Raw genomic sequence first — 21,545 nt, 5'->3', positions numbered from 1 at the left:
AATCAAAACGCACTCCTTTATCTAAGGAGCGAATTAATATATCATAAATGGGGATGGGTGACAAGGATAAAATGGGAAATATCTCCCCCTATCTCCCTCTCCCCCTCTCCCCCTCCCCCCCCCTCCCCCAGACTTTGCCTCAGATAAATATTCCTAACCAGTTTGATGTATTAGTAGTTGGTGCTGGTGCTGCTGGACTGTACACGGTGCTTTGTCTACCACAAAACTTACAAGTCGGTTTAATTACTAAAGAATCTGTTTCTTTGTCGGCTAGCGATTGGGCGCAAGGTGGTATTGCGGCGGCAATTGCCCCAGAAGATTCACCTGCAATGCATATTCAAGATACAATCAAGGCAGGCGCTGGTTTGTGTGATGTCACAGCGGTAGAATTTCTTGCCCAAGAAGCCCCTAAATGTATACAATCTCTGGTAAACTTGGGGGTAGCTTTTGACCGTCATGGTCAAGCTTTAGCTTTAACTTTAGAAGCAGCCCATTCTCACCACCGAGTTCTCCACGCAGCAGACACCACAGGTAGGGAAGTCATCACCACTCTGACAGCGCAAGTCCTACGACGCCAGAATATTCAAGTCATTCAACAGGCTTTGGCCTTGAGTTTGTGGATGGAACCCCAAAGTGGGCGCTGTCAAGGAATTAGTCTATTTTATCAAGGGGAAATTACATGGATTAGGGCTGGTGCTGTGGTACTAGCAACCGGTGGTGGTGGTCAGGTATTTGCCCAAACGACTAATCCTGCTGTGAGTACAGGCGATGGAGTGGCGATCGCTTGGCGTTCGGGGGCTATCCTCCGCGACTTAGAATTTATCCAGTTTCACCCCACAGCCCTCACCAAACCAGGCGCTGATCGCTTTTTGATTAGTGAAGCTGTACGCGGCGAAGGGGCACACCTAATTGATGACCAAGGACGCCGTTTTGCCTTTGACTACCACCCAGCCGGTGAACTCGCACCTAGAGATATAGTCAGTAGAGCAATTTTTAGCCATTTGCAACGCACCACCACAGATATTACCACAGCCAATGTGTGGTTGGATATGCGCCCCATACCCGCCGACAAAATTCGTCATCGGTTTCCCAATATTATCAAAGTTTGTCAGCGTTGGGGCATTGATGTTTTCACAGAACCCATTCCCGTTGCACCTGCAGCCCATTACTGGATGGGAGGAATTGTTACAGATCTTCAAAATCGCACGAATATTCCCGATTTGTACGCGGTGGGAGAAAGCGCTAGTACGGGCGTACATGGAGCAAATCGTTTAGCGAGTAATTCCCTACTCGAATGTATTGTATTTGGGGCACAGATGGCTAATATTAAGTTGGCCCCTGTAGCTTTAGAGTCAGAGACACCAGCGCTACCATTGCGGAAATATATCGCCGATGTCAGTGAATGGCACAAGCAACAAGCACAACTAGAAGAAATACGGTTGAAATTACCCCGTCTAGTGTGGCAAACTGCGGGAATATGTCGAGAACAAACTGGGTTAGAAACAGCGATCGCGACAATAGAATCTTGGCAACAAGATTTTGCTGCCTTACCTTTAACTCAATTTTTGCTGAGTTTAAGTCCCACAGAACCAGCTAGTTTAGATCTACCAGAGGTAGAACAACAATTGCGACTTTGGGCGCAAACCCGCAATTTAATAGATGTAGCCGCCTTAATTCTCAAAAGTGCTGCTTTTAGAACCGAAAGCCGAGGTGGACACTACCGCCTAGATTATCCTCACCCAGACCCTGATTGGCAAGCCCACACACTTATACAAAAATACCATTGGTGGAAATCCTCACTCTTGAATAAATGACGGTTGTCATTTGTCATTTGTCATTTGTCACTTGTCATTTGTCATTTGTCATTTGTCATTACTCATTACTCATTACTCATTACTCATTACTAATTACTCTTTGTCATTTGTCATTTGTTAGTGGTAACTACTATTGACTGTGGGCTCTGGACTCTGGATTCTGGATTCTGGATTCTGGACTCTTGCCTAACGATATTAGCGCGTGCCACTACCATGCTGACTATCAGGACCACCATAGTTTGGTGGGATATAAACTTTTAAACCCTCATGATTCAGCTTGGGGGTGGTTAAGCTTTGGTTGCTAGTAGTGCTGAACCCATTAGCGGTAAAAGTGTTGATAACCGCTGTCGCATCAGTAATTTTGGGTAGTAGCAAATACGCACTGACACACAAGATCACAACGCTTGTGATTCTCAAGTGAGTTTCCATAACCCTCGGTAAATTACCATGTGTGGTTTTCATGTAAGTACCTTGTTCCATATACGCATAATTACTTAAATAATTGCCGAAATAGATTAAATCTTTATGAAAGTTTTGGTGTTACGAGTTCAATAATTGAGCAAAAAATTGTTGTAACTCGGTTGTAAATCAGGCAGGAGGGTATTTTGGTTGAAACTGCTTAATGTATTAGGTATATAAACACTAATAAATTCTAAACATCTATCTAGAGATATATATTTTTGTTAATTCCCATAAGTAAATTGTCTTAATCAAAGTTCCTTAATTAAATTTTAATGTTTGAGCGTATAAATACTGTGTCAGCTAAAGAAAGAATCATGTACGACTCCGCTATTTTCGGAAGGATAACAGGGAAAATAACTAAATTTCACACAGCAAAGTTGCAATATTGTAGTTTTTGTATAATTTTACAATTTAGCAAATCCAGTAAAAATTACCAAATGTATAAGTTGTATACGAAATATACTTTTGATAAATATATATACTTAAGAATAACTCCAAGCTAAAATATGTCAGCTAGATGACTAATCAGGCGAACACTTAAGAATTATTACTGAAGTAAAGCTAATCAATGGACTAATCAAGCAAACTCATAACGGTTTTTACCGAGGCGCTTGGCAGTATACATGGCGGTATCTGCTTGTTTAATTAAAGTTTCAGTGTCTTGACTATTGAGTGGGTAGATACTGATGCCTATACTGGCGGAGACAGACGTAGTATATCCATCCAAAACAATTGGTTCGGTAATCGTGCATAAGATTTTTTCGGCAACTTTAGCAGCTACTTGCACGTTGGGAATAGACCGCAAAATAACGGTAAATTCATCGCCACCCAAGCGAGAAACCGTATCACTACCACGTAAAGAATTGCTGAGTCGTTGAGCGATAGTCACCAGCAAGCGATCGCCCATTTCGTGGCCAAGGGTATCATTGACTTGCTTAAAGCCATCGAGGTCAATAAACAGCAGAGCTAGCAACAAATTGTTAATTTGCGCCCAATGGAGGGACTCATAAATTTGTTCAGCAAAAAATTTGCGATTGGATAGACCGGTCAGGGGGTCGTGATATGCTATATAACGCAAGTGGTCTTCTTTGCGTTTTAATTCATTGTTAGAACGGAATAAATCGGCAGCAGTGCGCTTGAGTTGTTGTTCGATCAGCTTGCGCTTAGTAATATCGCGAATGACCCCAACTAAAAAGTAATTACCAGCAGCGTCTTTGTGGAGCGATCGCTTAGTCGCAATCAGATAGGTAATACCATTAGCATCAGTGAATTTTTCTTCATGTTCTCGCGATTGCTGAGTCTTGAAAACCAGCGAATCTTGTTGGCGAAACACATCAGCTTCATGTTTTGGGAAGAAGTCATAGTCTGATTTTTCAATTAACAGGCGATTTGGATAACCAATAAATTGACAATAGGCCTCATTTAAAACAATCCATTGATGTTGTTCATTTTTGACAAAAACTGGGTCAGCAATCGTATTGATCACTTGATGCAGAAACTCTTTGGAACGTTTTAACTCTTCCTGCATGTAGGCAATATAACAGGTCATCCAAATAGCGGAAGTACCAAAGGTAAGTAATGAAGGAATAATTGGTATCCACCAACCGGAGAGAAACGCTAGGTAAGAACTCCCAGCCAGCAACAAGCAAGAAAGCACAACCGTGAGAATACTCTTTTTTGGGTGTCTGATGCGCCAGGTTGTGACCGCACCTACATAAGACCAAGTAAAAATCCACAAATATTCCAGTAACTTAGACCAGACTTTGAGTAACGGTCGGCCTTGGACGGCAGATGAAATTAATTCACTGATAAAATAAGCTTGCAGCTCAATGCCAGCAACAGGCTTTGCCGTACCGATTAACTTGCTTGAGTGTGGGATAAAGACAAAATCTTGCAGACTGGGAGCGGTGGAACCAATCAATACAATGCGATCGCTGATCCAGCTTTTTGGTACTCTATTAGCTAGGACATCCCTCATGGATACCTGGCGATAATGAGAGGATTCTGTACATGACCTGCGACAGATGGGTTTGGGAAAGTTAGACAAAATTTGGTAGCCTCCAGCATCAGCTCCCACATAGGCACCATCTGCAGCGCGAAACGGAGTAAACACGGCCTTTCCCAACTGCAAATACTCAGGGTTGCTGGCTGCTGTTTTCGGAGTAATTCCGTAAGACTTTAAATACAATAAAGCTAGCTTGAGGGCAAAACTTTCGTGAGCCTGATTATCAATGTGCCAATACAACAAGCTGCGACGGATTTTACCATCAGGATCATACAACACATTGTTAAAACCCACTTTGTCAAGTTGATTCAGGACTGGTGGCGGTAAAACGCTGGCGTTCTTGTTATTTGCCAATTGTTCAATCCCAATCAAGTTTGGCATTGACCTAAAAGCATTCTCTAGCTCTTCATGACCAGGCTCTACTGGTAAATCTCGGTAGATATCTAAACCAAGAGCGCGGGGGTTTTGGGCTGTTAATTTTTGCAACAACTGGGCAATAACGCCATCTGGTATCGGCCAGGAACCTACTTCGCGTAAAGAAGCTTCATCAATCGCTACAATAGTAATACGTTCTTCTGGTGGTTCATTTGGACGCAAGCGAAATAATTGATCCAAAGCTGCCAACTCTAGAGATTGCAACAATCCAATAGAGCGTAAAAGTAAGATGCAAACTGCAACGCTGGTGGCCGTAATGAATTCTCTGTTACCTCTACCAAGCGGTTGTTTGCGTCCAAAAAAGAATTTCAGAAAAAACTTACCTAGCTGCTTACTCATTCCCATAACCTAATTGGGACAAATATTCTTGATTTTCTCTACCCAGCCATCGGGAGTCCTCCTCTAGCCACGAAGTCAGCAGGGAGTGAAAGGCGAGGGAATTTTGAAGATTAATTAACCGCATAGCGATTAGGGGTAAGTAAGAGAGTTGAGCAATTTTCAATATTTGCCTTGACCTCTGATGATCACCAATGATGATCAAATCACATAGCAACTAGGACTTGAATGCGTATTCACACAAGTTAAGTATAAATATTGTGTACAGATTTAAGCGTCAAGGGTCAATAGTTGGAAAGAAAATTAGACTCTAAACTCTGTTTTTGTCAGTAAAGCAAGGGTATCGCTTCATTTTATAGCAACCGCCAAAGTGCTTAGGACATTAACTGATGATAAAACCTAGACACAATCAGACTTGTAACCCAGTCCCCAGCGATGCACTGAGCGGTCGTTGTGTCCCCAGTCCCCTGCTATATCTAGACAAAACTTCCCCGGACTGCTAGCAGTCCGGGGATTAAGGGGTGGAGTAAAATGTTTGTGGGGCAAGCGTTGGAACTGAAGTTGATACAAATGGCGTCTGTCCCACCCATTAATCAGAGCGGGCTAAACGCCCACCGCACAAGAAAGTCGGAATTATTTTTTATTTGAAATATTTGAAGTTCCGAGAACCTGTATAGCCAGAAACTTTCGCCAGTTCTTCTAGGTTTTGGACTCCACCATAACTTTTACCATTGATAATCCAAGTCGGGAAGCCTTGTATTTTCGCTGCCTTACACAGTTCTGGTTGAGCCTTGAGTCCATCAGGAGCGCATTCTACCTTAACATTCTTGTTAATTATCTCGGCAGCTTCTTTACCAAATATCAGCTTTTGTTCGTGACAGTGAGGACACCAATAAGCAGAATATTCCTTAGCGCCAATTTTGACCAGATGATTTGCGAGGGCTATTTCCGCTTCACCAGAAGTGGTGGTGACTTCCCAACCAAATGCTGGGTTAGGCTCTACCTTGGGAGTAAAGCTAATTTGCACTGGTTTGCCAGAATTTGATTCCCCCGTCGAGCCAGCATTCACATTGGCAAAAATGGCTAATGTGCCAATCAGGGTAATCATCCCCACAATAATCGCGGTAAAGAAAATTTGCCCCAGATCTTCCCATTCATGACCGACAATTGTCAATACCAACAGACTCAGGGAAAATAAAGCCGAGGCAATACAGTAAGGACATAAAGCTTTGATTTGGAACGCCAGCAAATACATCAAGTAGCTGCTGAAGATCGACATAGCGATCGCCCCTACCAACAGCAACCACCTAGTTCCAGTTTCCAGCTGTTTGCGCTGATTATTGTCCTCTAGTTTCAATGCCAAAGGGGCTACAGCAAATATCAGTATACTTGTGTAGGCTAAAAACCCAAACAAAGCTAATGGCTGACCAAAAATCGTTGCCCAAGGACTGGAAAGTACATCATTACAGCCCCTAGCGCCAGCCTGTGCGACACAAGCTGCACTACCGCCCGTTAACTTTTCGTAGGTCAGATAACCTGTTGTCAAGGCACCAAAAGAGGCGATCGCGCCTATCAACGGACGCGACCATTTATGAATCCAAGGAGTAGGAGTAGAACGGCGGCGAATCATAAACTGCAATTGGGGATTGGGGATTGGGGATTGGGGATTGGGGATTCGGGATTGGGGATTGGGGATTGGGGATTGGGGATTGGGGATTCGGGATTGGGGATTCGGGATTGGGGATAACAAGGATTTCCTAGTCCCTAGTCCCCATTCCCCATTCCCCATTAAGAATGTACACTCATCGAAGAAATTGATTTAGTTTCACCCTTAGAGTTCCAAGTGCGACGTGCGGCTTCGACAAATTGACTAACGCGAATGGGGTCAATTGGTTGCTCGATCCGACCGTGGCGTTTGAGGGAACTGGAAACAATTACACCATCTGCTGCCTGCATAAGTGTACCAACATTTTCCCAATTTGCTCCACTACCAATGAACACGGGCGTGCCATTGGCCGCACCACAGGCCAGTTCTAAATCTTCTTGGTTAGGAGGACTACCAGTAGCCCAACCTGACAAGATTACCGCGTCTGCTAAACCCCGCTCGATGGTGTCTTTGACGGCGACCGTGAGATTTGGCGAACTTAAAGGACGGGCGTGTTTAACCAACACATCGGCAAAGATTTTGACATCACAGCCTAACTCCCGTCGATAACGAAGTAATTGATAGGCTTCTCCCTCAATTAATCCTTGGTCTGTAGCCATCACTCCTGTGAGGACGTTGACGCGGATGAATTGTGCCCCTACACAACTGGCGATCGCCATTGCACTTTTGCCGTCATTCCGCAATACATTTAAGCCAATCGGCAACGTGACCAGATTCTGTATTCGTTGCACTACCACAGTCATGGCACTCACAACTGCTGGATCGACTTGGTTTTTTGTAAACGGCGCGTCAAAAAAATTCTCTACAATAATGCCGTCAACCCCTCCACTTGCCAAGGCTGTTGCTTCTTGTTCGGCGCGGTCTATCACTGCTTTGAGGCTACCTCCCCAACGGGGCGAGGTAGGGAGTGGGAGTAGGTGAACCACTCCAATAACTGGTGTTCGAGTTTTAAATAACTGATATAATTCCACTTCTTTCATCCGCTGCAGGGAGCCAACAGTCTCTTGCCTCTTGCCTACTTCCTTGACCCTTGACTTTTGACTATACTAGTCAAGGTTGTTTTGTATGGGTTGTTTTTTTACCTCCCCCCTAAGGTGGAAATTAGCGTAAAACCTCCCATAAGATATGTTAAGATAAAACTTGGCTACAATAAGAGGAGTTTGCCACTCACAAGACGCGAGGCATCTTCCCAGATTTTAGGCGTGTCACTTACGCATCGTCGTAAACCAAGCCTGATTGCCTGGGTAGCATTACTGCTTGATTAGGCGTAGTCGCAAGTGCGATTTCCCTGAGGGTAGCGACTTCTCACAACCAGCCCTTTGGGCGGCTTCCCGATGGGTAAATTAACAAAAGACACGCTGCGGTAATGTAAAATACCAACAGGCGAATTGTTAAAAAAACATAAAAAGTGTCAAATGTACCCAAAGACACTTCATTTAACCCTGGGAAATTAATAAAGATATCATAGCATGACCTGAAATTGATTAAGGTTATGAGTTTTGGGACGGTTGCTAGCAGTGGTAATCTATCACGTGATGACTGTCTGGATAAGGGTGCTAATCACAAAAGAGCCAAGCAAGCACATTTAATGTTTGCCAAAGAGAAAAAACCGAAGATTTTTTGAAAATATGGGTGACAAGCCAACAATTGCCATTTCTCACCTGGGCTGCGAGAAAAATCGCATTGATACAGAACATATGTTAGGACTGCTGGTAGAAGCAGGGTACGGCGTAGATACGAATGAAGAGTTAGCAGATTACGTAATTGTCAATACTTGTAGTTTTATTGAAGCCGCAAGAGAAGAATCTGTCAAAACTTTGGTAGAGTTGGCAGAGGCAAATAAAAAAATCGTGATCACTGGCTGTATGGCGCAGCACTTCCAAGAGCAGTTATTGGAGGAGTTGCCAGAAGCAGTGGCCGTGGTAGGTACAGGAGATTATCACAAAATTGTAAATGTAATTGAGCGGGTAGAAGCAGGAGAGCGGGTCAAGCAGATTAGTGCCGAACCAACCTACATTGCCAACGAAACTACACCGCGCTACCGCACTACAACTGAGGGCATAGCTTACCTGCGAGTGGCCGAAGGATGTGATTATCGATGTGCGTTTTGTATTATTCCTTATCTACGAGGAAACCAACGATCGCGTACTATTGAATCCATCGTGGCTGAGGCCGAACAGTTAGCTAGTCAAGGGGTAAAAGAAATTATCCTAATTTCGCAAATCACCACTAATTACGGTTTGGATATTTACGGAACGCCAAAGTTAGCCGAATTACTTCGGGCTTTGGGGAAAGTAGATGTCCCGTGGATCAGAATGCATTATGCCTATCCCACCGGACTGACACCAGATGTCATAGCGGCGATTCAAGAAACACCTAACGTCTTACCCTACTTAGATTTGCCCTTACAACATTCTCACACAGAGATTCTCCGGGCGATGAACCGTCCCTGGCAAGGACGGGTAAATGATGGGATTATAGAGCGCATCAAAACCGCGCTACCATCAGCGGTGCTGCGAACAACATTTATTGTTGGCTTCCCTGGAGAAACAGAAGAGCATTTTGAGCATCTACTACAGTTCGTCCAGCGTCATGAATTTGACCATGTTGGTGTCTTCACCTTTTCACCAGAAGAGGAAACCCCTGCCTATAAGTTACCAAATCAGTTGCCCCAATTAGTGAAGGATGAGCGGCGACACCGACTAATGGAACTCCAACAACCGATTGCATGGCAAAAGAATCAACAGGAAATCGGCAAAATTGTGGATGTCCTGATTGAGCAAGAAAATCCTGAAACAGGAAAATTAATCGGTCGTTCAGGGAGATTTGCTCCCGAAATCGATGGACAGGTCTATGTCGTCGGGGTTCACGTTGGCGAAGCATCTGGTAGAGAAGCGTCTGGTAGAGAGGCGAAGTTAGGCACAATCGTGCCAGTAGCCATCCAAGACGCTGATACATACGACCTTTATGGTCAAATTGTCAATAACTAATCCAAAAATCCAAAATAAATAAAATCGAGGAGACTTGATGAATCTTTTGTTTCAAGAACTAGGTATTTCCCCAGAACGCGCTGATCAACTAGAAAAAATCGGCTTTACCACACCCACTAACATACAAGTGCAAGCAATCCCCCAACTGCTGGCGGGTCGTGATGTTGTTGGTCAATCACAAACGGGAACAGGTAAAACAGCAGCATTTTCATTACCGATTCTAGAGCGCCTGGATATTAATCAAAAGGCAGTACAAGCCCTAGTTTTAACCCCAACTCGTGAATTAGCAATGCAAGTTCACGACGCTATCGCCCAATTTATTGGTGACGAAGGATTACGGGTGTTAGCAATCTATGGTGGTCAATCAATTGACCGCCAAATTATGCAACTCAAACGCGGCGTTCACATGGTTGTGGGTACGCCAGGACGGGTGATTGACTTACTAGATCGGGGCTGTTTGAAGCTTGATCAAGTCAAATGGTTTGTGTTAGATGAAGCCGATGAAATGTTGAGCATGGGCTTTATCGACGATGTGATTAAAATCCTGTCGCAAGCACCTAACGACCGTCAAACAGCTTTATTCTCGGCCACAATGCCGCCATCGATTCGCCAATTGGTGAATAAATTTTTGCGATCGCCTGTGACAGTCACCGTCGAACAGCCGAAAGCCGCACCCAATAAAATCAATCAAGTAGCTTACTTGATTCCCCGTCACTGGACAAAAGCTAAAGCTTTACAGCCAATTCTGGAAATGGAAGACCCAGAAACAGCTTTAATCTTCGTCCGCACCAGACGCACAGCCGCCGAACTCACCAACCAATTACAATCCGCTGGACACAGTGTAGATGAATACCACGGTGACTTATCCCAACAAGCCAGAGAGCGCTTATTGAGCCGATTCCGCAATCGTCAGGTGCGCTGGGTGGTAGCAACTGATATAGCCGCACGGGGGTTAGATGTCGATCAACTGTCTCATGTAATCAACTACGACCTACCCGATAGCGTTGAAACCTACGTTCACCGAATTGGTCGGACTGGTCGCGCTGGTAAAGAAGGCACCGCAATCTCCCTAGTGCAGCCCTTTGAACGCCGTAAACAGCAGACATTTGAACGCCATAATCGCCAAAACTGGCAATTACTGACAATTCCCACAAGGGCACAAATTGAGGCGCGACACATTCAGAAACTGCAAGAACAGGTAAGAGAAGCTTTAACAGGCGAACGCCTAGCTTCATTTTTGCCGATAATCAGCGAACTGATTGAAAAATATGATCCGCAGGCGATCGCCGCTGCTGCATTACAAATCGCTTACGATCAAACCCGTCCCGCTTGGCTAAGTGCCGAAATTGACATTCCCCAAGAAGAAAACCTCCCCACCCCCAAACCCAAACTAATGAAGCGTCGCGACTCTGGTGGTGAACGTACCCGCTCCTGGGGGGGCAAATCCGACAGTAACAATGGCGACGACGAAAGACGTGGTAGCCCTAAGCCCAAACTGAAAACAAGCCATCGTGAGTCTTCACACAAGCTAGGTTAAGTTAATTAGTTACGAGTTAGGAATTAGGAGTTCTGTAGGGTGTGTCAGTCATACCTCAATTATGGCAACCATATCGGTGGATTCGTTTACTGACGCACACTACAAATTTAATCTAGCAGTTCTGTAGGGTGTGTCAGTCATACCTCAATTATGGCAACCATATCGGTAGCCTCGTTTACTGACGCACACTACAAATTCAATATTTGTGGGAAAATCGATAAAGATACATTCTTGGTATTGTTATGTTCACCATCACAGACTTAGAGCATCTTCAAACAGAGCATCCAGAATGGCAGATGGAATTGGTAGATGGGAATATACTTGTTATGGGTCCGTCAGATTTTGTTTCTGAAGAAATAGGTGTAGAGTTGGCGCGTCAGCTCGCCAATTGGGTACGTCCACGCAAATTAGGCAGAGTCACTGGTTCCAGCGCTGGGTTCATTTTACCTAGCTTAGAACCGGAAACCGGAAAAAGAAATCTTCGCGCTCCTGATGTGTCTTTTGTTCGTGCGGATAGACTCAAAAAAAGTCAGCGGGACTTTGTGGAACTAGTACCTGACTTGATGGTAGAAATTAGATCTAAAAGCGATCGCCTCAAACCACTAATAGAAAAAATTGAACTATTTCTACAGCTTGGCTCTACAGTTGGTATTATTATAGACCCGGATAAATTAACTTTAACAGTTTATCGACTTAATCAAGAACCAATAATCCTGCAAGATAACGACAAACTGACATTACCCGATTTACTACCAGGCTGGGAACTGACAGTATCCGAACTTTGGCCTCCTGTGTTTGAGTAATGTGAAGACTATTTTAAAATAAATCTTACAGCAATTTTCATTTCTTTGAACCACAGATACTCGTAGGGGCGCAAGGCCTTGCGCCCCTACCGCGTGGTCTATTTACCTGAAAAACGCTGTAAGTAGGGTGCGTTACAGCTTTAGCCTAACGCACCATGTTACGTGGCGGTGCGTTAACGAATCGCGGAAGTCCCCACCCTCAACTCGTGAGTTCGGTGGGGATAGGGAGTGGGGGATGAGGATTACATCTGGAATTGATTTTTTACCAGGTAAAAACAAATTCTGGATGGATGACGAATCCCTAGGATTTTCTGCTAATATATTTACTGTCTTGACCATCAATGCCATAAGCGAAAACCAAGCTAATAGGTATATGTCGCAAGAAGAAGATTTGGGTCTTGGGAATCAGGACTCCTGCCCTTGGAGGGAATGTCAGACCAAGAGAACTGCGGAGTTTTTGAGGCTATTCCTGATGAATTGGGAGAGCTACAGACTTCAGCCGTAGGCAAGTCTGAGTAGTTCACGTAAACGGACGGCTAACTTGTTCTAACTTGCTAACCTCATCATCACTCAATCTCCAGCCCAAAGCGCCTGCATTTTGTCGCACTTGTTGGGCTGTTTTTACCCCAGCAATGGGAATCACATTCCCCTGAGCAATTAACCAGTTAAGAGCAACTTGGGCTGGAGTACGTTCGTATTTATCTCCAAATTGTCGTAGCAAAGATATCACAGGCTCAATTTTTTGCAGCCCATCTTTACTAAATCGTGGGTCTATTCTTCTAGCACCACTAGGTGTTTGTTTACCATCGGTGGTGTATTTACCTGTGAGTAATCCCTGAGCCAAAGGACTATAGGCTAAGATGGTCACGCCTAATTCACGGGCTGTTTGGAAAATACCATTGCTTTCAATTTGGCGAGTTAGCAAAGAGTAGCGTACCTGATTCACCGCCAAAGGAACACCACGGGCGGCCAATATTTTCTGTACCTCTCGCATTTGCGCTGCCGAGTAATTACTGACACCAACTGCAGCAATTCTACCCCGTTTCACCTCATCCGCTAGGGTATTCAACAGCGTTTCTTGACTTAACAAGAATGTGAAAGGCCAATGGACTTGATACAGTTCAATGCGCTCTAATTGTAAGCGTTTGAGGCTATCTGTTAAAGCATCAGCTACAGCTTGACCTGTAAATCGCCAAGGCCAACCCCAATACTTGGTAGCAATTTGCACTGGTTGCTGCGTCTGTTGCAAAAATTGCCCCAAAAGTTCCTCACTCTTTCCCAGTCCATAAACTTCCGCTGTGTCAAAGAAAGTAACACCAGCCTCTAAAGCGGCTGTAAAGGCTGCTCGTAAATCTTCTTGACCGTAGCCATCGCCATAATTCCAAAACAGTTTATCACCCCAAGCCCAAGTACCAATGCAAAGAGGTGTAACTGCTGGACCATTTTGTCCCAATGTAATAGTTGTCACGTTTGTTAAAGTTAAATTTGTTTACATTTCTTTACTTTTATAGTGTACAGATATTCGTAGGGGCACAGCAATGCTGTGCCCCGGATGCATGGTATATTTGCTGGAAAATTGCTGGTCGATTCTATGTGCTTTGCTGTGCGGCGAGTTGGACTGCTTCTACATCAACCTTAAGCTGTTGAGCAATCTGCTCTATGGTCATCCCTGTTTTGAGTAACAAAGGTACGGTAAGTTTCAACATTTCAGCTTCCCGTTCTTCTCGACCTTGTTCTAGCCCTTGTTCTAGCCCCTCGGCTTTCGCGTCCTGATAAACCCTGGTTTGCTCTAAAGTTAGTCCTAGCATGGCTTCAACTTCCTCTCTACTCAACGAAGAAAATTTATAAACGAATCCTAACTTGGTTGATGCCTACTTGAACCGAGGTTTTTTAGCGTTGAGGGGAATATGAGCTTTTAATCCATGACAACGCTTCCCATTAAGATGGGGTACAACATTATATCGTGGGGCTAGGGGCACGGCAGTGCCGTGCCCCGGAGGGTGTACTGTTTGAACTCGATGAATGAGGCTTTGAACTCGGTGAATGAGCCTTTAAGCCACTACACAAATTGTAATTCTTTCGGGCGAGATTAATAAAATTTAATTAAGCACAAACTCACGACCCCGGTTTCTCAAAAAAATTTTTCATAAAATCGCTTTCACCCTACTGATAAGTAAATAGAGAAATCAAAATTCAAGATTTATTCAGAGGGTATTATGAGACAGTTTTCTAAATTTGTAGCCACAATTTCTGCGTTATCTTTAATTGCTTGCACTCCAATTTTGTTATCAGGTAAACCAGCAGGCGCTGTAGAGTCTACAGTTTTAGCATCAATTGTAATAGACATCTCAGGTACCCACTCAAATAAAGTAAATCCCTACATCAATCAGGGTTCTTTCCGCTTGTTGTCAGGAGATTATAAGGGAGCAATTGAGGATTTCACTCAAGCCCTGCGGATTGATCCTAAATCAGCAATAGCCTACAATAACCGCGCTTTTGCCCGCGTTCAGTTGGGAGATTATAAAGGGGCGATTGAGGATTATAACCAAGCTCTGAAGATTGATTCCCAAGATGTTGTTGTCTATATAAATCGGTGTTCTGCCCGCTCTCACTTGGGAGACTATAAGGGGGCAATTGAGGATTGCAACCAAGCTCTGAAGATTAATCCTAAAGAACGTGGTGCTTACCATAATAGGGGCATTGCTCGCTCTGAGTTCGGAGACCCTAAAGGAGCAATTGAAGATTTTAACCAAGCCTTGCAGATTGATTCCCAATATGCATCAGCTTATAAAAACCGAGGTCATGCCCGCGCTCGTCTAGGAGATGATAAAGGAGCAATTGAAGATTTTAACCAAGCTCTGCGGATTGATTCTGACTCTAGCAAAACCTACTTATTGCGAGGTGGTAGTCGCGCTCGTCTAGGAGATGATAAAGGAGCAATTGAAGATTTTAACCAAGCTCTGCAAATTCATTATAACTCTGCCTTAACCTCCTCAAAACTGAATCTCGGTGGGCGGGAAGATTATCGAGGCGTAATTGCGGATTCTAACAAAGTTCTACAGATCAACCCCAATGATGCTGATGCTTACTTAAATCAGGGAGTTGCTCGTTATCTGTCGGGAGATAAGCAAGGAGCGATCGCTGATTTGCAAACAGCGGCTAATCTATTTAAGCAAGAAGGAAAAACACAAGATTACCAGGATGCACTCGCAATGCTGACAAAGCTCAAATGAACTTCAGTAGTTATTTTGCACAAATCTGACAACAGACATCAGAGCAATTTTCAGATATTCGTAAGGGCACAGCAATGCTGTGCCCCGGATGCATGGTATATTGGCTGGAAAATTGCTGGTCGATTCTATGTACTTTGCTGTGCAGCTTGCTGGACTGCTTCTACATCAACCTTAAGCTGTAGAGCAATCTGCTCTATGGTCATCCCTGTTTTGAGTAACAAAGGTACGGTAAGTTTCAACATTTCAGCTTCCCGTTCTTCTCGACCTTGTTCTCGACCTTGTTCTCGACCTTGTTCTCGACCTTGTTCTAGCCCTTGTTCTCGACCTTGTTCTAGCCCTTGTTCTAGCCCCTCGGCTTTCGCGTCCTGATAAACCCTGGTTTGCTCTAAAGTTAGTCCTAGCATGGCTTCAACTTCCTCTCTACTCAACGACGAAAATTTATAAACGGCGATTGTGGTGATGATGTCTAGGATTTCGGTTTTCAGCAGTGTGTCCGTTGACTCTAATTGTACCCGTTCAATTAATAGACGGGCTTGCTGCGCCATTACCTCATCAGATGCTACAGTCAACTGCATCAAGTTGATACCTATTGGCTGCTGGTTAGCTTCGCCTAACTCGTCGAGATAAATTCGCTGTACTTGGTTGCTGTTGAGATATATTCGATGAGTTTTGCGATCGCTTGGTTCCAAGGAACGGGAGGGAAAAATTACCACACAAAACCAGTCATCATACCCAGAGCGATTCCGGTTCAGGTACATCATCGCCTCGGTAAAGAATCGATGATACAGTCCTTCATCTTTTTGGAATTGAACTTCCGCAAAATAGATTACTCTGGATGTTGCATCCTTTGGCGGTAAAAATACACCATCGATGCGAAACGCGGTTTCTTTTACCTCGACTGATTCAAATCGATAGTTTTGTGCTTGTTGTGGTGGGTGATCAACCAGTTGAAACAGTAACCCTGGAAAGCGTTTAAAAATTTGATAATAAATCGAGTCTCGTTTCACGAAAATATCCTAAAATTCTCTGGTCAAATGAATGAACTCCACTAGTTATTTTGCCAGAATCTGACAACAGACATCAGAGCAATTTTCAGATATTCGTAGGGGCACAGCAATGCTGTGCCCCGGATGCATGGTATATTTGCTGGAAAATTGCTGGTCGATTCTATGTGCTTTGCTGTGCGGCGAGTTGGACTGCTTCTACATCAACCTTAAGCTGTTGAGCAATCTGCTCTATGGTCATCCCTGTTTTGAGTAACAAAGGTACGGTAAGTTTCAACATTTCAGCTTTCTGTTCTTCTCGACCTTGTTCTCGACCTTGTTCTCGACCTTGTTCTCGACCTTGTTCTAGCCCTTGTTCTCGACCCTCGGCTTTCGCGTCCTGATAAACCCTGGTTTGCTCTAAAGTTAGTCCTAGCATGGCTTCAACTTCCTCTCTACTCAACGACGAAAATTTATAAACGGCGATTGTGGTGATGATGTCTAGGATTTCGGTTTTCAGCAGTGTGTCCGTTGACTCTAATTGTACCCGCTCAATTAATAGTCGAGCTTGCTGCGCCATTACCTCATCAGATACTACAGTCAACTGCATCAAGTTGATACCTATTGGCTGCTGGTTAGGTTCACCTAGTTCGTCGAGATAGATTCGCTGTACTTGGTTGCTGTTGAGATATATTCGATGAGTTTTGCGATCGCTTGGTTCCAAGGAACGGGAGGGAAAAATTACCACACAAAACCAGTCATCATACCCAGAGCGATTCCGGTTCAGGTACATCATCGCCTCGGTAAAGAATCGATGATACAGTCCTTCATCTTTTTGGAATTGAACTTCCGCAAAATAGATTACTCTGGATGTTGCATCCTTTGGCGGTAAAAATACACCATCGATGCGAAACGCGGTTTCTTTTACCTCGACTGATTCAAATCGATAGTTTTGTGCTTGTTGTGGTGGGTGATCAACCAGTTGAAACAGTAACCCTGGAAAGCGTTTAAAAATTTGATAATAAATCGAGTCTCGTTTCACGAAAATATCCTAAAATTCTCTCGTTATCCACTTTTTACTGGCTCGTTTAACTAATCCTAACTTGGTTGATGCCTACTTGAACCGAGGTTTTTTTAGCGTTGAGGGGAATATGAACTTTTAATCCATGACAACGCTTCCCATTAAGATGGGGTACAACATTATATCGTGGGGGTAGGGGCACGGCACTGCCGTGCCCCTACGGATGTACTGTTTGAACTCAGTGAATGAGCCGTTGACACTCGCGAAGCTCAAAGACGAAACTTAAACCAGGGCGGTTTGCTCGCAATTTGTCGCTGTCAGTCGCTGATTTCGGTTTATCGTTAGTTAATGAGAGACTAAGATTCCAGAGAAAAAAATTAGCTATGGCAAGCGGTGATGCATTTAATTCCCGAATAAACTCTATCGCTGTACCAAAGGTCAATCTGCTGACCATGTTCCAGCTAGGCTTGTTTCAAATGGGGTTGAGCATGATGTCTATCTTGACTCTGGGGGTATTAAACAGAGTCATGATTCAGGAAATAGCAATTCCGGCGACGTTGGTGTCATTAGTTCTAGCACTACCGGCGTTTGTGTCTCCTTCGCGGATCTGGTTTGGTCAGATATCCGACGCCAAGCCGATGTGGGGCTATCATCGTACAGCTTATGTCTGGGTAGGAGCAGCAATATTTGCGATCGCGGCGTTTTTAGCTGTACAAGTAATGTGGCAGTTAAATTTTGCTGCAAATCTTGCTGGTGGTTGGGCTTGGACTCCCGCAACAATTGGCTGGACTGCGGTTTTAGCTTTGGTTTTTGCTGTTTACGGTCTCGCACTTTGTGCTAGTGGTACTGCTTTTGCGGCGTTGTTAGTGGATATATCGGAAGAAGACAACCGTTCCAAAGTTGTTGGTGTGGTTTGGTCAATGCTGATGGTGGGGATTATTGTTGGGGCGATTATTAGTTCGGGGTTGCTGAAACAATTAACACCAGAAGCGACTACAGCCAGTTTGCAAGCTGCAGTTAACCAACTGTTTATGATTGTCCCAGCAATTGTGTTTGGCTTGGCAATCATCGCCACTTTGGGCGTCGAGAAAAAATATTCTCGATATACCAGTCGTTCTTCCTTGGTTAACCGAGATGACAGCATTAGCTTGGGTAAAGCTTGGAAAATCTTAACCGCTAGTCGGCAAACAGGTTTGTTTTTCACCTTTTTATTGGTGATGACTCTGTGCTTGTTTATGCAAGACCCAATTATGGAACCCTATGCAGGGCAGGTATTTAAAATGCCTTTAGCGGAAAGTACCAAATTGAATGTTTTTTATGGTACTGGCTTGCTGATTGCTTACGGCGTCACTGGCTTTTTGATTGTACCACGCTTGGGTAAACGCAGAACTGCACGCCTAGGCTGTGTATTGGTGGCATTCTGTTCCATATTATTGGGTTTATCGGGATTCTCTGCTAATCCAGTGCTGTTGAAAGTGGGTTTAGTTATGTTTGGTTTAGCTGCTGGTTTCTTAACTACAGCCGCAGTTAGCTTAATGTTAGATTTAACTGCAGCAGAAGCCGCAGGGACATTTATTGGGGCTTGGGGATTAGCTCAGTCTATGTCTAGGGGAGTAGCAGTAGTTATCGGTGGTGCTGTCTTAGATATAGGTCGTAAGCTACTACCCAGTTTGGAGTTAGCCTATGGGCTGGTATTTCTCCTAGAAGCCGTGGGGATGATTGTATCGATTTGGTTCCTGAATCGGGTCAATGTGACGGAATTTCAAACGAATACTAAACAGGCGATCACTTCTGTGTTGTCAAGCGATTTAGATTGAGGTCATGGGATATGGGGTATTGGGATTTCTCTATTCCCTATTCTCCATTCCCTGATTGTGCGGCGATCGCCACTGTATAATTATGTAATTTTTATTCATCAATAGTAATTAACTTGACATATAATTCTGAGCAAGCAAGTGATAATCAAGACATAAGCCACTCAAAGCAGAGTTATGACCCATATCTGCTGTCTAAATCCCGCTTGCTACAATCCCCAATCTCCTGATGGCACAAAATTTTGTGTTAACTGCGGTGTTCCACTGGTAATACTCAGAAACCACTATCGCCCGATAAAATATTTAGGCGGTGGGGGATTTGGCAAAACTTATCTGGCTGAAGATATTGACAAATTGAATCAAAAATGCGTTATTAAGCAGTTTGCGCCACAGGTACAGGGAACAGGCGCACTGCAAAAGGCTACAGAATCTGGAACTTGCAAACAGGAGAGTTGAAATCTACCCTCACTGGTCATTCCGACGCGGTTGGTTCCGTCGCCATCAGCCCAGATGGTCAGACTTTGGTGAGTGGGAGTAGGGACGGGACTATCAAAATTTGGCGGATGCCGTAGTTGCAGTACAATCTGCTTGGTGTTAGCGGATCGCAGTTAAGAATAATTGTAGGTTGGGTTGAGGCTCACCGCAAACCCAACAAATTCCGGAGGAATATTATAGCGCTTCTCAGTTGGATGCAATACAAAATTATATCTCGCATGTAGGGGCACGGCATTGCCGTGCCCCCACGAGTGTATTGGACTCAAACGAGAACCGCTATATCTGTAGGTGCTGACTACAACAAAATTAATTGACCAATGCGTTTTAATACACTTAGTACCTGTTGAAATTCTGCATCTCGTTCAATTGATAACGCATAAGAACGAGCATATTTTGGCTTTTCTTGCTGAACTAGCTTGACAAAAACAAACTCTCTACCGTTGACAAGTAATCCAAACGTTGGTTGTTCAATATTGGGAGTATCAAGCATATAAGCAAGTGCTTGAGGTAATGCGGTTAAGACATCAAATTTAGTGCTTTTAGATTCAATAACTAGTACCCAAAAACGTTTTTGAATTACTAAAACATCAATATTACCTTTGACTATTATGCTTTCATCTACAGCAGAAATCTCAGTAGATTTTTCAGTTTCAATTTCAAAAGGTGGCTGATAAAAACCTGCTAAATCTAGCAGTGGAGATAGCACTACCATCTTCACTGCTTCTTCTGACATTGGACGACGTTGACTTAAATTTAAATAGTTGCTTTTAACTCGTTCGAGCGATAAATTTTCTGCATCATTCAACGATGGTAAATCATTTGTCCATTCTGTGAAAAAATCAGCATTTGTAACCAATTGCAAACCAAATTTTTCTTCTAGTTCATAAAGGCTGATATCCCGCGCTGGGATTGTTTGCACCATAATTACCTTCGTCAATTATGAATATATACGTATTATAAGCAATACGGTTCAGTTAAGAAAAATTGTAGGTTAAGGTTTTTGGCTCTAACACCAAGCGTATTGATTTATTTGGTCCAAATGGGGAAGAAGTATTTGAAGCATACGTAGAGAATAAAACACCAGCCGCATTTAGAATGTTTTGGTACTACAGTCCTGGTCAAGGAGTGATAACAATCTTAGCAATTACTCCTCATCCTTCATGTTAAAATATAGTCAAAATGTCCAAAATAGTCAAAATTATTATGCAGACCTACACTCTCACAGATGCTCGTAACAAACACGGTGAGGTTTTTGACAAGGCTGCTATTGAGCCGGTGCTATTAACCAAGCAATCACGGCCTAGTCATGTAATTATCTCAGCAGAAAGCTATCAAAAATTAATTAATCGGCTGCAAGAATTAGAAGACATGCTTTTTGGTCAAGCGGCGGAAGCTGCTTTGAGTCAGTCGCAAATGGTTGGTACAGAAGCTTTTACCTCTGCATTGGAGCAGTTTGCTAATGGCGAGGCTTGATGGTCTAGGAACTGTTCTTGATTTTCTGAATGGTTTACAACCTAAAATAGCAGCACAGATTGCAAAAAAGGTTTTGGCTTTGAATGTTGAACCTTTACCAGCTGATAGTGAGCAGCTATCTGGTTATCAGGGTTTCTATCGAGTTGATAGTGGTGAATATCGAATTATTTACAGGTACTTTCCTGAGCAAGATTTAGTAGAAGTGATTTTAGTTGGTAAACGCAATGATGATGATGTATACAAAAGATTAAAGCGTTTATTGGGATAAATTTATTAGTTGCGTAGCTTTGTGTAGACACAAAGTGGTTCAATACGGTTCGATTAAGCCTGTCTACTACTCTTTCTCAGATACAAATGATCGCTTGACTTTTGAGACAGTCGCTACGATTTGATTCGCAGTCGGGAATTCAGATACGTAGATACGTAGGGTGCGTTAGCGCGGAGATTACGGCACCATCATCAAGGATTTGGTGCGTTA

Annotated in this window: 20 protein-coding genes and 2 pseudogenes; 12 read left to right on the top strand and 10 right to left on the bottom strand. The window is 43.7% G+C overall.

Annotation, left to right across the window (positions count from 1 at the left end; all coding sequences use genetic code 11):
• Positions 1 to 134: 134 nt before the first annotated feature.
• Complete coding sequence (gene nadB / locus HEQ19_27300) at positions 135 to 1,814, top strand: L-aspartate oxidase (protein WYM02627.1); 1,680 nt, start codon at positions 135 to 137, stop codon at positions 1,812 to 1,814.
• Positions 1,811 to 1,951: a hypothetical protein gene (locus tag HEQ19_27295; GenBank protein WYM02626.1), complete on the top strand. Its 141-nt coding sequence runs from the start codon at positions 1,811 to 1,813 to the stop codon at positions 1,949 to 1,951. Before nadB ends, HEQ19_27295 begins: the two co-directional genes overlap by 4 nt.
• Positions 1,952 to 2,009: 58 nt before the next feature.
• Here HEQ19_27295 and HEQ19_27290 read toward each other — a convergent pair whose 3' ends face one another.
• From HEQ19_27290 to HEQ19_27270, 5 genes are all read right to left on the bottom strand, one after another.
• Entirely contained in the window at positions 2,010 to 2,276 is a 267-nt protein-coding gene (locus HEQ19_27290; protein ID WYM02625.1) for a hypothetical protein, read from the bottom strand.
• A gap of 577 nt (positions 2,277 to 2,853) precedes the next feature.
• The gene (locus HEQ19_27285) at positions 2,854 to 5,055 is read right to left on the bottom strand and encodes a CHASE2 domain-containing protein (protein WYM02624.1); all 2,202 of its coding nucleotides are present in this window, start codon (positions 5,053 to 5,055) and stop codon (positions 2,854 to 2,856) included.
• 396 nt (positions 5,056 to 5,451) lie between these two features.
• Positions 5,452 to 5,622 carry a hypothetical protein gene (locus HEQ19_27280; protein ID WYM02623.1) on the bottom strand — a complete coding sequence of 57 codons (171 nt, stop codon included), beginning with the start codon at positions 5,620 to 5,622 and terminating at the stop codon, positions 5,452 to 5,454.
• A 70-nt stretch (positions 5,623 to 5,692) separates the two neighbouring features.
• Complete coding sequence (locus tag HEQ19_27275) at positions 5,693 to 6,682, bottom strand: vitamin K epoxide reductase family protein (protein WYM03656.1); 990 nt, start codon at positions 6,680 to 6,682, stop codon at positions 5,693 to 5,695.
• A gap of 158 nt (positions 6,683 to 6,840) precedes the next feature.
• On the bottom strand, positions 6,841 to 7,689 hold the full coding sequence (locus HEQ19_27270; protein ID WYM03655.1) for a BtpA/SgcQ family protein: 849 nt from the start codon (positions 7,687 to 7,689) through the stop codon (positions 6,841 to 6,843).
• Positions 7,690 to 8,346: 657 nt separating this feature from the next.
• On the opposite strand from HEQ19_27270, the gene rimO reads away from it, so the two are divergent.
• The 4 genes from rimO to HEQ19_27250 all read left to right on the top strand — a co-directional run bounded on the left by rimO (position 8,347) and on the right by HEQ19_27250 (position 12,553).
• Positions 8,347 to 9,708 carry a 30S ribosomal protein S12 methylthiotransferase RimO gene (gene rimO, locus HEQ19_27265; GenBank protein WYM03654.1) on the top strand — a complete coding sequence of 454 codons (1,362 nt, stop codon included), beginning with the start codon at positions 8,347 to 8,349 and terminating at the stop codon, positions 9,706 to 9,708.
• 37 nt (positions 9,709 to 9,745) lie between these two features.
• Entirely contained in the window at positions 9,746 to 11,245 is a 1,500-nt protein-coding gene (locus HEQ19_27260) for a DEAD/DEAH box helicase (protein WYM02622.1), read from the top strand.
• Positions 11,246 to 11,487: 242 nt separating this feature from the next.
• Positions 11,488 to 12,048 carry a Uma2 family endonuclease gene (locus HEQ19_27255; GenBank protein ID WYM02621.1) on the top strand — a complete coding sequence of 187 codons (561 nt, stop codon included), beginning with the start codon at positions 11,488 to 11,490 and terminating at the stop codon, positions 12,046 to 12,048.
• Between the two features lie 235 nt (positions 12,049 to 12,283).
• Entirely contained in the window at positions 12,284 to 12,553 is a 270-nt protein-coding gene (locus HEQ19_27250; GenBank protein ID WYM02620.1) for a hypothetical protein, read from the top strand.
• Between the two features lie 15 nt (positions 12,554 to 12,568).
• Here HEQ19_27250 and HEQ19_27245 read toward each other — a convergent pair whose 3' ends face one another.
• Positions 12,569 to 13,516, bottom strand: coding sequence for an aldo/keto reductase (locus tag HEQ19_27245; GenBank protein ID WYM02619.1), 948 nt, complete (start codon positions 13,514 to 13,516; stop codon positions 12,569 to 12,571).
• A gap of 121 nt (positions 13,517 to 13,637) precedes the next feature.
• Positions 13,638 to 13,898, bottom strand: a pseudogene (locus HEQ19_27240) (hypothetical protein).
• Positions 13,899 to 14,264: 366 nt separating this feature from the next.
• On the opposite strand from HEQ19_27240, the gene HEQ19_27235 reads away from it, so the two are divergent.
• A complete protein-coding gene (locus HEQ19_27235) occupies positions 14,265 to 15,281 on the top strand; it encodes a tetratricopeptide repeat protein (protein ID WYM02618.1) in 1,017 nt (338 codons plus the stop codon).
• Positions 15,282 to 15,406: 125 nt separating this feature from the next.
• Here HEQ19_27235 and HEQ19_27230 read toward each other — a convergent pair whose 3' ends face one another.
• Both HEQ19_27230 and HEQ19_27225 read right to left on the bottom strand, forming a co-directional pair.
• Positions 15,407 to 16,288, bottom strand: a complete 882-nt coding sequence (locus tag HEQ19_27230; protein WYM02617.1) for an Rpn family recombination-promoting nuclease/putative transposase — start codon at positions 16,286 to 16,288, stop codon at positions 15,407 to 15,409.
• 160 nt (positions 16,289 to 16,448) lie between these two features.
• Complete coding sequence (locus tag HEQ19_27225) at positions 16,449 to 17,306, bottom strand: Rpn family recombination-promoting nuclease/putative transposase (protein ID WYM02616.1); 858 nt, start codon at positions 17,304 to 17,306, stop codon at positions 16,449 to 16,451.
• A gap of 362 nt (positions 17,307 to 17,668) precedes the next feature.
• Between HEQ19_27225 and HEQ19_27220 the strand changes: the two genes are divergently transcribed.
• From HEQ19_27220 to HEQ19_27210, 3 genes and pseudogenes are all read left to right on the top strand, one after another.
• Entirely contained in the window at positions 17,669 to 19,102 is a 1,434-nt protein-coding gene (locus HEQ19_27220) for a BCD family MFS transporter (protein WYM02615.1), read from the top strand.
• Positions 19,103 to 19,276: 174 nt separating this feature from the next.
• Positions 19,277 to 19,552, top strand: a pseudogene (locus tag HEQ19_27215) (4-Cys prefix domain-containing protein).
• On the top strand, positions 19,537 to 19,671 hold the full coding sequence (locus HEQ19_27210; protein ID WYM03653.2) for a WD40 repeat domain-containing protein: 135 nt from the start codon (positions 19,537 to 19,539) through the stop codon (positions 19,669 to 19,671). The pseudogene HEQ19_27215 and the gene HEQ19_27210 overlap by 16 nt, the downstream one beginning before the upstream one ends.
• Before the next feature lie 218 nt (positions 19,672 to 19,889).
• Here the strand turns inward: HEQ19_27210 and HEQ19_27205 are convergent, their stop codons facing one another.
• The gene (locus tag HEQ19_27205; protein ID WYM02614.1) at positions 19,890 to 20,516 is read right to left on the bottom strand and encodes a type I restriction endonuclease subunit R; all 627 of its coding nucleotides are present in this window, start codon (positions 20,514 to 20,516) and stop codon (positions 19,890 to 19,892) included.
• A 281-nt stretch (positions 20,517 to 20,797) separates the two neighbouring features.
• Between HEQ19_27205 and HEQ19_27200 the strand changes: the two genes are divergently transcribed.
• Positions 20,798 to 21,067: a type II toxin-antitoxin system Phd/YefM family antitoxin gene (locus HEQ19_27200; GenBank protein WYM02613.1), complete on the top strand. Its 270-nt coding sequence runs from the start codon at positions 20,798 to 20,800 to the stop codon at positions 21,065 to 21,067.
• A complete protein-coding gene (locus HEQ19_27195; GenBank protein ID WYM02612.1) occupies positions 21,054 to 21,335 on the top strand; it encodes a type II toxin-antitoxin system RelE/ParE family toxin in 282 nt (93 codons plus the stop codon). The genes HEQ19_27200 and HEQ19_27195 overlap by 14 nt, the downstream gene beginning before the upstream one ends.
• The last annotated feature ends 210 nt before the right edge of the window (positions 21,336 to 21,545 follow it).

This window comes from Gloeotrichia echinulata CP02, from assembly GCA_038087035.1.
GTDB lineage: Bacteria > Cyanobacteriota > Cyanobacteriia > Cyanobacteriales > Nostocaceae > Gloeotrichia > Gloeotrichia echinulata.
The sequence above is the reverse complement of the archived record's forward strand: the minus strand, read 5'-3'. Positions and strand labels throughout refer to the sequence as shown.

What these genes read in the sequence shown, in the direction of transcription:
- HEQ19_27295 (WYM02626.1), top strand. Translation starts at nt 1,811, where the DNA reads ATGACGGTTGTCATTTGTCATTTGTCATTTGTCACTTGTCATTTGTCA.
- HEQ19_27195 (WYM02612.1), top strand. Translation starts at nt 21,054, where the DNA reads ATGGCGAGGCTTGATGGTCTAGGAACTGTTCTTGATTTTCTGAATGGT.
- HEQ19_27255 (WYM02621.1), top strand. Translation starts at nt 11,488, where the DNA reads ATGTTCACCATCACAGACTTAGAGCATCTTCAAACAGAGCATCCAGAA.
- HEQ19_27235 (WYM02618.1), top strand. Translation starts at nt 14,265, where the DNA reads ATGAGACAGTTTTCTAAATTTGTAGCCACAATTTCTGCGTTATCTTTA.
- HEQ19_27275 (WYM03656.1), bottom strand. Translation starts at nt 6,682, where the DNA reads ATGATTCGCCGCCGTTCTACTCCTACTCCTTGGATTCATAAATGGTCG.
- HEQ19_27200 (WYM02613.1), top strand. Translation starts at nt 20,798, where the DNA reads ATGCAGACCTACACTCTCACAGATGCTCGTAACAAACACGGTGAGGTT.
- rimO (WYM03654.1), top strand. Translation starts at nt 8,347, where the DNA reads ATGGGTGACAAGCCAACAATTGCCATTTCTCACCTGGGCTGCGAGAAA.
- HEQ19_27290 (WYM02625.1), bottom strand. Translation starts at nt 2,276, where the DNA reads ATGAAAACCACACATGGTAATTTACCGAGGGTTATGGAAACTCACTTG.
- HEQ19_27260 (WYM02622.1), top strand. Translation starts at nt 9,746, where the DNA reads ATGAATCTTTTGTTTCAAGAACTAGGTATTTCCCCAGAACGCGCTGAT.
- HEQ19_27285 (WYM02624.1), bottom strand. Translation starts at nt 5,055, where the DNA reads ATGAGTAAGCAGCTAGGTAAGTTTTTTCTGAAATTCTTTTTTGGACGC.
- HEQ19_27205 (WYM02614.1), bottom strand. Translation starts at nt 20,516, where the DNA reads ATGGTGCAAACAATCCCAGCGCGGGATATCAGCCTTTATGAACTAGAA.
- HEQ19_27220 (WYM02615.1), top strand. Translation starts at nt 17,669, where the DNA reads ATGGCAAGCGGTGATGCATTTAATTCCCGAATAAACTCTATCGCTGTA.
- HEQ19_27250 (WYM02620.1), top strand. Translation starts at nt 12,284, where the DNA reads ATGAGGATTACATCTGGAATTGATTTTTTACCAGGTAAAAACAAATTC.